Consider the following 12,717-nt stretch of genomic DNA (forward strand, 5'->3'; position numbering starts at 1 on the left):
GAATTGTAAAGGTGTCTCTTTAACAACATCTTTTATTCTTAAGTATGCATTTTCTACATCTTTAGCATTTAAAGTTGTCTTCACAGTCATTTTATCTCAACCCTTATTTTTATTTTCATATTGTTCTATTAAATCTTCATATTCTAATGTTATGGCTATATCATCTAAACCATTAACTAATTTATGTTTCCATGTATCATCAATTTGAAAGTTAAATGATTTATCATTAGCTGAAACAGTTTGATTTGGTAAATCAATGGTAATTTCTTTTTGAGAAGCTAAATATTTTCTCTCGTTTTTACCTAAAGTAATAGGTAACATGCCATTTTTTGTACAATTCATAAAGAATATGTCACTAAAGCTACCAGCTATAATAATATTGAATCCATAATCTTTTAAAGCCCACGCAGCATGTTCACGACTTGAACCACAACCAAAATTGTCACCAGTGATCAAAATAGTAGCACCAGAGTATTCAGGTTTATTCGGATTAAAATCTGGATTATTTGTACCATCAGCAAGGTATCTCCATTCGTCAAATGCAAAAGGACCGAAACCACTTTTAGTTATTCGTTTAAGATGTACTTTGGGAATAATTTGGTCAGTATCAATATTATCATTAAACAATGGTACAATTTTTCCTGTATAGGTTGTAATAGGTTGGATATCCATTACTAAACAACCACCTTTCTAACATCTACGAATCTACCTTTAATAGCCGCTGCAGCAGCCATAGCAGGGGACACTAGATGCGTTCTAGCGCCTTTACCTTGTCTTCCTTCAAAGTTACGATTGCTCGTAGAGGCACAATGTATGCCTTCAGGTACTTGATCAGGATTCATACCTAAACACATTGAACAACCTGGTTCTCTCCATTGAAATCCTGCATCTTTAAATATTTTGTCCAACCCCAATGCTTCAGCTTCTTTTTTAACTGAGCGAGAGCCAGGTACAACGATTGCAGTGATTTTTGGATGGACTTGTTTACCCTTAACGATTCGACTAGCTTCTACTAAGTCTGATAATCTTGCATTGGTACAAGAACCTAAGAACACATAACCTAAATCAATATCTTCAGCTTTTTGGCCTGGTTTTAAGCCCATATATTGATAAGCGCGTTCATCATTAATATTTTTAATTTTGGGGAAAGGTGTATTAAAACTAACACCCATTTCAGGATTTGTTCCCCATGTAACTTGAGGTTCTAAATCTGTAACTTCAAGTTTGATAACTTTATCAAATTTAGCATCGGCATCAGTATATAATTGACGCCAATCATTGATAAAACGGTCAAAATTTTGAGCATATTTTCTGCCTTTGACATAAGCAAATGTCGTTTCATCTGGTTGCATCAATCCATATTTAGCACCAGCTTCAATAGCCATGTTGCAGATAGTCATTCTAGCTTCCATAGACAGAGATTTAATCGTTTCACCTGTAAATTCAATAGCGTACCCAGTACCAAAATCCACACCATATTGACTAATAAGATACAAGATAATATCTTTCGCATAGACGCCTTTTGGTAATTGACCTGTAACGTCTATCTTTAAATTTTTAGGTTTAGTTTGCCAAAGTGTTTGAGTAGCAAATACATGTTCAACTTCACTTGTCCCAATACCAAATGCAATTGCACCAAAGGCCCCATGCGTGGCAGTATGTGAATCACCACAAACGATTGTTTTTCCAGGTTGAGTGAGACCTGTTTCTGGACCTACCATGTGAACAATACCTTGTTCATCAGAACCCATATCAAATAATTGAACACCAAATTCCTTTGCATTCTTTTGAAGTGTAGTAATTTGTTTGTTCGCAATTTCATCTTTAATATTAAAAATATCTATTGTAGGAACATTATGATCTAAAGTTGCAAATGTTAAATCAGGACGTCTTAATTTACGATTTTGAAGTCTTAAACCTTCGAAAGCTTGTGGAGAAGTCACTTCATGAATTAAGTGTAAATCAATATATAATAATTGTGGTTCACCTTCATTCCCGGTTAAAACATGTTTATTCCAAACTTTATCGAATAACGTTTGTCCCATAAAAGCATGCCCCCTTATTAATAATTCTTTTTTAATTCATTGAATATATCTGATGTAGTATAGTGCCCATTTAAATCTTTAGTTGTTTTACCATCTTTAATAAGTTGATATACAGCCTGTTCTAGTTCAGACGCCGCATCATCAAAGTTAAAACTTTCACGTAAACACATTGCTAATGAAAGTATCATACCAAATGGGTTAGCTAGATTTTGATTTGCAATGTCGGGTGCTGAACCATGTATAGGTTCATAAAGTCTTGGTCCTTCTAAACTAAAACTTGCAGAAGGTGATAAACCTAATGAACCTGGAATGGTAGAAGCTTCATCACTTAAAATATCTCCAAATAGATTTTCAGTAACAATGACATCAAAATTAGTAGGTTGGGAAATTAACTGCATGCTACAAGCATCAACTAGTAAATGATTCACTTTAACATCAGGAAATTCATGACTAATTTCATTAATAGTTTGACGCCAAAGTTTACTTGTAGCTAACACATTTTCTTTATCAACTGATGTTAATTTTTTCTTTCTTTGAGATGCTAATTCAAAAGCTACCCTTGCAATACGTTCAATTTCCTTTTTAGTATAAGTTAGTGAGTCTAGTGCACTTTGATTATCACTATGCCGTGGTTCACCAAAATATAAGCCACTAGTTAATTCTCTCACTATGATAAAATCCGTTCCTTTGACACGTGATTCTCTAATTGGAGAAAAATGACTTGTGCCTTCAGTAACTTTAGTAGGTCGTATATTGGCAAACAAGCCTAGAGATTTACGTAATCCTAATAATCCTTGCTCAGGTCTATTATTAGGATCAGTCCATTGAGGACCACCTACAGCACCCAATAAAATTGCGTCAGCATTTTTACAAGCATTTAAAGTATCATCAGGAAGGGGAACACCATGCGAATCTATGGCTGCACCTCCAAAATCATAAGAAGTTAATTGATAATCAAATTGATATTTTTTACTGATTAGTTCTAATAATTCTAACGTACCACTTAAGATTTCTGGTCCTATTCCATCACCTGGCAAAGCTACAATATTATAAGTCATTAGTGATTACCTTCCTTTTTGTGAATTTCACTAGCGTATTTAGCATGTGCTTCTACATATGCTTTGCAAGAGGCATATAACACATCATGATCAATACCAATACCATTAACAGGTTGACCTTCAATAATTAATGAAACATGTACTTCTGCTTGAGCGTCGGTACCTTCAGTGACAGAATCAATACGGTAATCAATGAGTTCACTTTTATATTTAAAAATTCGATCAACTGCATTATATATAGCCACAATTGAACCAGTTCCTATACTTGAATCTTGATAAATATTACCATTTTTATCTTTTATAACGACAACAGCACTTTGTAAACCATTGGAAACAAACTGCAATTGAAGCGTATCAACTTGATAAATTGCATTTTGCTCATGTTCAGTACCTTGGATAATCGCATGTATATCTCGATCAGTTACACTTTTCTTTTTATCAGCAATGGCTTTGAATTGTTTAAATAATTCAGCCTGATTTTGTGGTTCAATATCATATCCTAAAGATTTCAATTTTTCAGCAAAAGCGTGTTTACCGGATAGCTTACCAAGAGGTAAATCATTTTTACTTATACCAACAAGTTGTGGCGTCATGATTTCATAAGTTTCTGGATTTTTTAAAACACCATCTTGGTGAATGCCAGACTCATGACTAAAAGCATTTTGACCAACAATGGCTTTATTTCTAGGAACGCGTATGCCAGCATAACGAGATATAATATCAGAAGTATTTTTTGTTTCTGATAGTTTCAATCGTGTTTCATTGCCATAGTGGTCTTTGCGGACATACAGTGCTAAAGCTAATTCTTCTATAGCAGTATTGCCTGCTCGTTCACCGATGCCATTTACTGTTCCTTCGATTCGTGTGGCACCATTTTCAATAGCAGCCAGACTATTAGCAACTGCCATTCCTAAATCATCATGACAATGTGCACTATAAGTAATGTCTTGTTTAGAGTTAATGTTCTCAATCAAGGTTTTAAAAATTCGACCATATTCATTTGGATAACTATAACCAACTGTATCTGGGATGTTAATGATTGTAGCACCACAGTCTACTGCCATCTGTACACATTTTATTAAGAAATCTGTATCAGTTCTTGTGGCATCCTCAGGTGAAAATTGAACGACATCAAAGTATTGTTTGGCGTAACTGACGTGCGCTTTAATTGATTCCAAAACCTGTTGTTGGGTCATTTTGAGTTTATGCGTTAAGTGAATAGATGAAGTTGCTATAAAAACGTGAATAACTGGTTTTACAGCATCTTTTGTAGCTTCATAAACAGCATCGATATCTGATTTTTTACAGCGTGCTAAACCACATACAGCTGTTTTAGTTAAAGTATTTGATATAGCTTGAACAGACTTAAAGCTACCAGCACTTGAAGCGGGAAAACCTGCTTCAAGTATATCCACACCCCATGTTTCTAACTGTTTGGCAATCTTTAATCGCTCATCAAAAGAAAAGTTAACTCCAGGTGTTTGTTCACCGTCTCTTAATGTTGTATCAAAAATTTGAATATGGCTTTCCATCTTTAACAACCCCTTAGCTTTTATTTTTGAATACTTTTAGATTTAATGAATGGCATCATTTTTCTTAATTCACGACCAACTGCTTCAATTTCATGACCGTGTTGTTGTTCACGTAATTTATAGAATTCTTTAAAGGCATTTTCATTGTCTTTAACAAAGCTATTTGCAAAATTACCATTTTGAATATCTTTTAATACTGTTTTCATATTGTCTTTAACATCAGGAGTGATGACTCTAGGACCTGAAACATAGTCACCATACTCTGCTGTGTTAGAAATTGAGTAACGAACGTTCTCCATACCGCCTTCATACATTAAATCAACAATTAACTTCATTTCATGTAATACTTCGAAATATGCTAATTCTTTTTGATAGCCCGCTTCAACTAAAGTTTCAAAGCCACTTTGGATTAATTTATGAATACCACCACAAAGTACTGCTTGCTCACCGAATAAATCTGTTTCGGTTTCTTCTTTAAATGTTGTTTCAATTACACCTGCACGCGTAGCTCCAATACCTTTCGCATAACTTAATGAAATATCACGTGCTTGACCAGTAGCATCTTGTTGTACACCAAATAGTGCTGGTACAGCAGTTCCTTCAACAAAGGTACGTCTTACTAAATGACCAGGTCCTTTAGGAGCTACTAAGAAGACATCAACATTTTTAGGTGGTTTGATAACTTCAAAGTGGATATTAAAACCATGCGCAAATGCTAGGGCATTTCCAGCTTCTAAGTTAGGTTCAATTTCATTTTTATAGACATTTCCTTGGATTTCATCTGGCAATAGCACCATGATGACATCTGCTTGTTTAACAGCTTCTGCAACTGGATAAACATCGAAGCCATCTTCTTTAGCTTTATCAAAAGAATCACCAGGGCGAATACCAACAATAACGTCATAACCATTGTCTTTAAGGTTTTGTGCATGCGCATGTCCTTGTGAACCGTAACCGATAATTGCAATTTTTTTACCTTGTAATGCATCTTTCTCAACTGATTGATCGTAATAAACTTTAGTCATAATACATTCCTCCAAAATTTAAATAACTTAATATTTAGAATATTCTTAAAATTTTAGATAAAGAAATTATCTAAATTATGTGATGTTAGTGGTGATTTATTTAATTATACTAGCGCATCAATGTACAGCTTAACTCAGTTCTGACTAATATCTTGAACTTCGAGTACACTGACTTGTTTTTTTAACTTCGCAATTAAAATTTTAAATATAGCTTCATCTTCAATATCTGCAGTAATTTGCATATCAGAGATACCTTTTTCTTTAGATGGTTTAACTGTTAATTCATTAATATTATATTGTAGTCTAACGAATGCACTTGTAATTCTGTTTAATGTGCTCACTTGATCGGTTACTTTTAAATGTAAAATTCGTTTCATTCTAACCCCTCCATTTCATGGTTCGCTTTGCCACTTGGAATCATAGGATTAACTGGTTCAGTAGGTGAGATTCTCACTTCGATTAGCGCAGGTCCACTATAATTAAATGCTGAATCAAGTGTTTTAGTTAGTTTATTTGGATGATCAACTAAGAAACCTTTTACACCATATGCTTCTGCCATCTTCATGAAGTCAGGTTGATCATTAAATACTGAATGAGAGAATCGATGGTTAAAGAATTTATCTTGCCACTGTTTAACCATACCTAATGTGCCATTATTGATTAGAACGATTTTTACATTGAGTCCGTATTCAGGCAGTAACGCTATTTCCTGATTTGTCATTTGAAATCCACCATCACCAACAAAGCAAATAACTGTTTTATTGGGTTCAGCTAATTGAGCACCGATAGCTGATGGAATAACAAAGCCCATAGTACCTAAACCACCGCTAGTAACCCATTGACCATGATGTTTGAATGGATAAAATTGAGCTGCCCACATTTGATGTTGACCAACATCAGTAGTAACTATAGCTTCACCGTTTGTAATTTTTCCGATATATTCAATAGCTTCTTGAGGTTTGCAAAATGTGTCATCAGCTTTTTTATATTTAAAAGGATGTTTGTGCTTATTCTCAATACAATGGTTAACCCAATGTTCATGGGAAGTTTTATTTGTAAATTTTTGAAATAAAGCTTCTAGTACTTTTTTGCAGTCGGCAACTATCCCTAGGTCAGTCGAAATCACCTTGTTAATTTCTGATTCATCAATATCCACATGAATTACGGTTGCATGAGGAGCAAATTCATTAGGGTTACTTGCTAATCTATCATCAAACCGACTACCTAAATTAATTAATAAATCACATTCAGTTATAGCCATATTACTTGCGTAGGAGCCATGCATACCACCCATACCTAGAAATAGTGGATTGTCATAAGGAATAGCTCCCAGACCTAAAAGTGTAGTAGCTACTGGAATTTGATGTTTGGTTACAAATTGAGTTAATAATTCATTAGATTGTGAATGATTGATGCCAGCGCCTGCTAAGATAAGTGGTTTTTTTGCATTCTCTAAATATTGAATTAATTGACTAATATCTTTATCTTTAGGATTTTCAATGACATTATATGCCGGTAAGTCCACCTCATTTACAAGTGGTACGGATGTTTTAAGCACACCCATATCTTTAGGAAAATCTATAACTACAGGGCCTTTGCGTCCAGAATTTGCTAAGTAAAATGCTTCATGAATGATTCTTGGAATATCATTTACATTTTTAACTTGGAAATTAGCTTTTGTAATTGGTGTAGTCATAGAAAGTAAATCTGCTTCTTGAAAAGCGTCTTTACCAATTCCTGGTGTTGCTACTTGTCCAGTGAATACAACTAAAGGGAGGGAATCACAGTACGCATCTGTTATACCGGTAATCGCATTTGTAGCGCCAGGACCACTTGTTACAACCACTACACCTGTTTTGCCAGATACTCTTGCATAACCTTCTGCAGCATGAGTGGCACCTTGTTCATGTCTTGCTAAGATGTGTTTAATTTTACCATCATAGAAAGTGTCGTATAATGGTAAAACTGCGCCACCAGGATAACCGAATATGAAATCAACACCTTCATGTAATAATGCCTCTACTAAAAGTTCTGAACCGGATCTGAAATTATTAATTGTGTCTAAATCACTATCTACTTTTAGACTAGTTTGTTTTGAATAGTCCATAGCATCAGGACTTACTATGCTACTTTCCTTTTTACTTGTCATGTCGAACAACTCCTCTAGTTAGATTAGATTTTCGGGAACTTGCATAATACCACCAGTATTCGCACTAGTGACCAAAGCAGTATATCTTGCCAGATAACCTGATTTCACTTTTGCCTTAAAAGGTTGTAATGCTTCTTTACGATGATTAAGTTCTTCTTCAGTTTGATTAACATCTAAAGTTCGATTGATTAAATCAATAGTGACTTCATCGCCGTCTTTAATGAGTCCAATAGGTCCACCTGAAGCTGCTTCTGGTGAAATGTGGCCGACAGCGATACCTCTCGTTGCACCAGAGAATCTACCATCAGTTATTAATGCGACATCCTTACCTAAACCTCTACCTACAATTGAAGAAGTAGGGGCTAACATTTCAGGCATTCCTGGTCCACCTTTAGGACCTTCATATCGAATAACAACGACGTGACCTTCGCGTACGATTTTATTATCAATTGCTTCAACAGCTTCATCGTGTGAATTGAAACAAATTGCTTTACCAGTAAATGTCTTAATAGAAGGATCAACGCCACCAACTTTAATGACAGCCCCTTTAGGCGCTATATTTCCAAATAATATTGAGAGACCACCTTGCTTATCATAAGGATCATCTAGTGAATGAATGACATCAAAATTCTTAATTTCTTTACCTTCATTATTTTCACGAAGTGTTTTTCCAGTAACTGTGAGTCTATCTGGATGTAATGTTCCTTCTTTTTTCATCAATTCATTGATGATAGCTGGACAACCACCTGCTTCGTGGACATCATGCATAGAATATGAAGAACTTGGTGCAATCTTAGATAAATAAGGTGTCTTTTTAGCGATTTCATTGATACGTTCCAAAACGTAATTAATACCAGCTTCGTTTGCAATGGCTAGCGTATGTAATACCGTGTTAGTTGAACCACCCATCGCCATATCAAGTGCAAATGCATCATCGATAGCTTCTCGAGTTACGATATCAAGTGGTTTGATATCTTTTTTGATATTATCTACTAATTTAAATGCAGCTTCACGAATCATTTCTCTTCTTTGTTCGCTTACTGCTAAAGCTGTACCGTTATATGGTAGTGCCAAGCCTAACACTTCCATTAAACAATTCATTGAGTTTGCAGTAAACATTCCTGCGCAAGAACCGCAAGTAGGGCAAGCGTTTTGTTCCATATCTAAAAATGCTTCTTTGGAGAGTTTACCTTCTTTAAATGCGCCAACCGCTTCAAACATTGATGATAATGTCAAAGCTTTACCTTGCGCTGATAAACCAGCTTTCATAGGCCCACCAGAACAGAATATAGCTGGTACATTGGTTCTAACGGCAGCTAATAACATACCGGGTGTTATTTTGTCGCAATTAGGAATGTAAAATACGCCATCGAACCAGTGCGCATTAATAACGGTCTCTGCAGCATCAGCAATGATTTCTCGAGAGGGAAGTGAGTAACGCATTCCAATGTGTCCCATAGCTATACCATCATCAACACCAATAGTATTAAACTCGAAAGGTATAGCACCTGCCTCACGAATAGCTTCTTTAGCAATGTCAGCCAATTCTCTTAAATGCACATGTCCAGGTACAATATCGATATAAGAGTTACATATTGCTACAAAAGGTTTGTTCATATCTGTAGGATTTTTAAGTGCGCCCGTGGCGTGTAAAAGACTTCGAGCAGGTGCTTGATGATCACCTTTTTTTATCATGTCACTTCTCATAAATAATTTCCCCCCATAAAACACAATAAGTTTAAAACATAAAAAGACGTCCCAATTTTTGATTGGGACGTCTATAAGTCCCATTCAATGAGAAATAGGACTTAAACATTTAGTAACAGATAATTACTAAAGTTCCAGTCCTTGCGAGTATAATAAAATAATTAAATTGTCAGTCGGGTTATATGTTTGATTTGTCATTTTAATATACTCCTTTCTTGAATGGTTATATTAGAATAGTTAGAATTGTTTAAAAATTCGATAAACTTAATTTGCTATATCATTTTTATTAAGTCAATAGCATTTTTAAGAATTTTCTAACAACTTAATCTCATCATTCTTGTGTTGAGTATAGGGAAATTGTTTAAGGAATTTGTTATAATTAGTAAGTTAAAATTTTTATGACTTAATTTAGTTTACGAGAATAAAATAAGTTACCATAAGTTCTGAAATGGTCATGAATAATCATTTGATTAAAAAAATTTGAAAGAGTGGGACTAATGATAAGTATTAATAATTTGGATGAATTAAATCATTTTGCAAACGTGTTAGTTCGACACTTAGAGCCTAGTGATTTAATCCTTTTAAATGGCGACCTAGGGGCAGGTAAAACTACACTAACACAATTTATAGGTAAACATTTAGGAGTTAAGCGTAATATTAATTCTCCTACTTTTAATATTATAAAATCATATAAAGGGAGTAATTTAAAATTACATCATATGGACTGTTATCGTTTGGAAGATTCAGATGAAGATCTAGGATTTGATGAATATTTTCAAGATGAAGGCATTACCATTATTGAATGGAGTCAATTTATTCAAGATTTATTACCTAAGGAACATTTAATAATCAATATAGAAACTTTATGTGAATCAAAAAGAACTATAAAATTAGAAGCCCAAGGAACCCATTATTTAAAAGTAAAGGAGGAAGTTGAAAGTGAATTTATTAATGATTGATACATCTAATCAACCGATGTCAATCGCAATCATGCAAGATGATATCGTCTTGGCAGAAACTACGTCGGAAGATAAAAAAGATCATACGAGTCAACTTATGCCTGGTATTCAGCACTTATTTGAAGAAGCAAAAATTGAAAAAAATGCTATTGATGGGATTGTAGTTGCTAAGGGTCCAGGTTCCTATACTGGAGTTAGAATTGGCGTAACCACCGCTAAAACGTTGGCCTATGCATTGAACACTAAATTATATGGTGTATCATCTTTAGCAGCGTTAGCTGCAACAGTAGAGAATGATGAACAAAAATTATTAGTTCCAATCATTGATGCACGTCGTGAAGCGGTATACACTGGTGTTTATCAAAACGTTGATGGAAATATAACAACTATTTTAGAAGATCAATATTTACCTATTGAAGAATTAAAAAAGCAATTAACTAAAATGAACCAACCATTTCTTTATGTTGGTAGAGATGCTGATAAGTTATCCGAACAACTTGGTGGAGAAATAAAAAATAATTTACCTCATGCTCCAACTATGAAACAACTCATAACTAAAAGTGAACCGATTCATACATTTGTTCCTAATTATATTAAATTATCAGAGGCTGAAAGAAATTGGCTAAACCAACAGAAGCAGAATTAACAATTAGAGCAATGCAAGTAGATGATGTCCCCAGTGTATTCGATATAGAACGAGATAGTTTCAATGATAGTTCGTGGACAATTGATGCATTTTATCATGAATTGAATGAAAATAAATTTGCTAAATATTTTGTGATTGTTTTTAAAAATGAAATTATAGGATATCTAGGACTATGGATGGTTATTGATCAAGCTCAAATTACAACAATAGCAATTCATAAAGATTTTAGAGGTTATGGACTGGGACAATTATTATTAAAATATGTCATGGATTATGCAAGCCATTCATGTGAAGTGATGAGCTTGGAAGTTAGGGTAGATAATGTAATTGCGCAACATGTTTATACTAATTTGGGTTTTCAATATGGAGGTAAACGTAAAAATTATTATGGAGAAGGCGAGGATGCAATGGTAATGTGGGTGAACTTAAATGAATAAAGAAACATTAATATTAGCAATAGAAACGAGTTGTGATGAAACAAGTGTAAGTGTCATTAAAAATGGAAATTCAATTTTATCTAATATTGTATTAAGTCAAATTGAGAGTCATAAGCGTTTCGGTGGTGTTGTACCTGAAGTTGCAAGTCGACATCACGTTGAAGGGATTACGACAACGATTGATGAAGCATTAACAACTGCAAATATATCAATGAATGATATTGATGCAATAGCAGTGACTCAAGGACCAGGATTAATTGGTGCACTACTTATCGGTATTAATGCAGCGAAAGCACTAGCTTTTGCTTATGACAAGCCACTTATTCCTGTACACCATATTGCTGGTCACATTTATGCTAATCATTTAGAAGAAACATTAACATTTCCATTAATTGCGCTAATTGTGTCAGGGGGCCATACTGAATTAGTATATATGAAATCTCATATGCATTTCGAAGTAATTGGTGAGACAAGAGATGATGCAGTGGGAGAGGCGTATGATAAAGTCGCTCGAACAATTGATTTACCATACCCAGGAGGGCCACAAATTGATAAATTAGCTCAATATGGTAAAGATACTTATGATTTTCCTAGAGTGTGGTTAGAAAAGGAAAGTTATGATTTTAGTTTTAGTGGATTGAAAAGTTCTGTTATAAATAAACTGCATAATTTGCGACAAAAGAATGAAGAAGTTGTAAAAGAAGATGTAGCAACTAGTTTTCAAAATAGTGTTGTAGACGTATTAAGTACTAAAGCGATTAATGCATGTAAAGCCTATAAAGTTAACAGACTTATTGTTGCTGGAGGTGTTGCAAGTAATAAAGGACTGCGACATCGTTTACAACAATTATGTGAAGATAATAATATTCATTTATCCATTCCAAGTCCTAAATTATGTACTGATAATGCAGCAATGATTGGTGCTGCAGCATATTACTATTATAAGTCAGGAATTATAGCTAAGTTAGATTTGAATGGCGAAAATAATATGGATATAGAAGAAGCTACTATAGACGTTTAAATTTATATTATTTAATCGAATTAATTATTTCAATAATCATAAGGAACCTCTTTTAACGTAAGGATTAAGATCCACTGTTAACAAGAGGTTTTTTATTGAGATAAAAACAATTGAAAAGGTCAATAGGGAACGTTTGTA

Annotated in this window: 12 protein-coding genes; 4 read left to right on the plus strand and 8 right to left on the minus strand. The window is 34.2% G+C overall.

Going from position 1 to position 12,717, the window contains the following annotated elements; translation table 11 throughout:
• Positions 1–96 precede the first annotated feature (96 nt).
• From leuD to ilvD, 8 genes are all read right to left on the minus strand, one after another.
• Complete coding sequence (leuD, locus tag HMPREF2737_RS08165; protein ID WP_037551286.1) at positions 97–672, minus strand: 3-isopropylmalate dehydratase small subunit; 576 nt, start codon at positions 670–672, stop codon at positions 97–99.
• A gap of 2 nt (positions 673–674) precedes the next feature.
• Complete coding sequence (leuC, locus tag HMPREF2737_RS08170; protein WP_037551285.1) at positions 675–2,045, minus strand: 3-isopropylmalate dehydratase large subunit; 1,371 nt, start codon at positions 2,043–2,045, stop codon at positions 675–677.
• A 17-nt stretch (positions 2,046–2,062) separates the two neighbouring features.
• Positions 2,063–3,103 carry a 3-isopropylmalate dehydrogenase gene (gene leuB / locus HMPREF2737_RS08175; RefSeq protein WP_037551284.1) on the minus strand — a complete coding sequence of 347 codons (1,041 nt, stop codon included), beginning with the start codon at positions 3,101–3,103 and terminating at the stop codon, positions 2,063–2,065.
• Positions 3,103–4,635 (minus strand): 2-isopropylmalate synthase, encoded by a 1,533-nt coding sequence (locus HMPREF2737_RS08180; protein ID WP_037551282.1) that lies wholly within the window; start codon positions 4,633–4,635, stop codon positions 3,103–3,105. Before HMPREF2737_RS08180 ends, leuB begins: the two co-directional genes overlap by 1 nt.
• 20 nt (positions 4,636–4,655) lie before the next feature.
• The gene (gene ilvC, locus HMPREF2737_RS08185) at positions 4,656–5,660 is read right to left on the minus strand and encodes a ketol-acid reductoisomerase (protein ID WP_037551280.1); all 1,005 of its coding nucleotides are present in this window, start codon (positions 5,658–5,660) and stop codon (positions 4,656–4,658) included.
• Positions 5,661–5,794: 134 nt separating this feature from the next.
• Positions 5,795–6,037 (minus strand): ACT domain-containing protein, encoded by a 243-nt coding sequence (locus HMPREF2737_RS08190; protein WP_037538958.1) that lies wholly within the window; start codon positions 6,035–6,037, stop codon positions 5,795–5,797.
• Positions 6,034–7,767 carry a biosynthetic-type acetolactate synthase large subunit gene (gene ilvB, locus HMPREF2737_RS08195; protein ID WP_176744062.1) on the minus strand — a complete coding sequence of 578 codons (1,734 nt, stop codon included), beginning with the start codon at positions 7,765–7,767 and terminating at the stop codon, positions 6,034–6,036. Before ilvB ends, HMPREF2737_RS08190 begins: the two co-directional genes overlap by 4 nt.
• Positions 7,768–7,827: 60 nt before the next feature.
• Positions 7,828–9,516: a dihydroxy-acid dehydratase gene (ilvD, locus tag HMPREF2737_RS08200; protein ID WP_037551276.1), complete on the minus strand. Its 1,689-nt coding sequence runs from the start codon at positions 9,514–9,516 to the stop codon at positions 7,828–7,830.
• 497 nt (positions 9,517–10,013) lie between these two features.
• Here ilvD and tsaE point away from each other — a divergent pair, with 497 nt between their 5' ends.
• Genes tsaE through tsaD form a run of 4 tightly spaced genes read left to right on the plus strand, consistent with a single transcriptional unit; the run spans position 10,014 to position 12,579 of the window.
• A complete protein-coding gene (gene tsaE / locus HMPREF2737_RS08205) occupies positions 10,014–10,475 on the plus strand; it encodes a tRNA (adenosine(37)-N6)-threonylcarbamoyltransferase complex ATPase subunit type 1 TsaE (protein ID WP_037551274.1) in 462 nt (153 codons plus the stop codon).
• Entirely contained in the window at positions 10,456–11,121 is a 666-nt protein-coding gene (gene tsaB, locus HMPREF2737_RS08210) for a tRNA (adenosine(37)-N6)-threonylcarbamoyltransferase complex dimerization subunit type 1 TsaB (protein WP_037551272.1), read from the plus strand. Before tsaE ends, tsaB begins: the two co-directional genes overlap by 20 nt.
• Positions 11,094–11,558 carry a ribosomal protein S18-alanine N-acetyltransferase gene (gene rimI, locus HMPREF2737_RS08215; RefSeq protein WP_037551270.1) on the plus strand — a complete coding sequence of 155 codons (465 nt, stop codon included), beginning with the start codon at positions 11,094–11,096 and terminating at the stop codon, positions 11,556–11,558. Before tsaB ends, rimI begins: the two co-directional genes overlap by 28 nt.
• Positions 11,551–12,579 (plus strand): tRNA (adenosine(37)-N6)-threonylcarbamoyltransferase complex transferase subunit TsaD, encoded by a 1,029-nt coding sequence (tsaD, locus tag HMPREF2737_RS08220; RefSeq protein WP_037551268.1) that lies wholly within the window; start codon positions 11,551–11,553, stop codon positions 12,577–12,579. Before rimI ends, tsaD begins: the two co-directional genes overlap by 8 nt.
• Positions 12,580–12,717: the final 138 nt, after the last annotated feature.

Source organism: Staphylococcus sp. HMSC069D12 (genome assembly GCF_001810405.1).
Taxonomy (GTDB): Bacteria; Bacillota; Bacilli; order Staphylococcales; family Staphylococcaceae; genus Staphylococcus; species Staphylococcus haemolyticus.

What these genes read in the sequence shown, in the direction of transcription:
- leuB (WP_037551284.1), bottom strand. Translation starts at nt 3,103, where the DNA reads ATGACTTATAATATTGTAGCTTTGCCAGGTGATGGAATAGGACCAGAA.
- HMPREF2737_RS08190 (WP_037538958.1), bottom strand. Translation starts at nt 6,037, where the DNA reads ATGAAACGAATTTTACATTTAAAAGTAACCGATCAAGTGAGCACATTA.
- ilvB (WP_176744062.1), bottom strand. Translation starts at nt 7,767, where the DNA reads ATGGACTATTCAAAACAAACTAGTCTAAAAGTAGATAGTGATTTAGAC.
- tsaD (WP_037551268.1), top strand. Translation starts at nt 11,551, where the DNA reads ATGAATAAAGAAACATTAATATTAGCAATAGAAACGAGTTGTGATGAA.
- ilvD (WP_037551276.1), bottom strand. Translation starts at nt 9,516, where the DNA reads ATGAGAAGTGACATGATAAAAAAAGGTGATCATCAAGCACCTGCTCGA.
- leuD (WP_037551286.1), bottom strand. Translation starts at nt 672, where the DNA reads ATGGATATCCAACCTATTACAACCTATACAGGAAAAATTGTACCATTG.
- ilvC (WP_037551280.1), bottom strand. Translation starts at nt 5,660, where the DNA reads ATGACTAAAGTTTATTACGATCAATCAGTTGAGAAAGATGCATTACAA.
- leuC (WP_037551285.1), bottom strand. Translation starts at nt 2,045, where the DNA reads ATGGGACAAACGTTATTCGATAAAGTTTGGAATAAACATGTTTTAACC.
- tsaE (WP_037551274.1), top strand. Translation starts at nt 10,014, where the DNA reads ATGATAAGTATTAATAATTTGGATGAATTAAATCATTTTGCAAACGTG.
- HMPREF2737_RS08180 (WP_037551282.1), bottom strand. Translation starts at nt 4,635, where the DNA reads ATGGAAAGCCATATTCAAATTTTTGATACAACATTAAGAGACGGTGAA.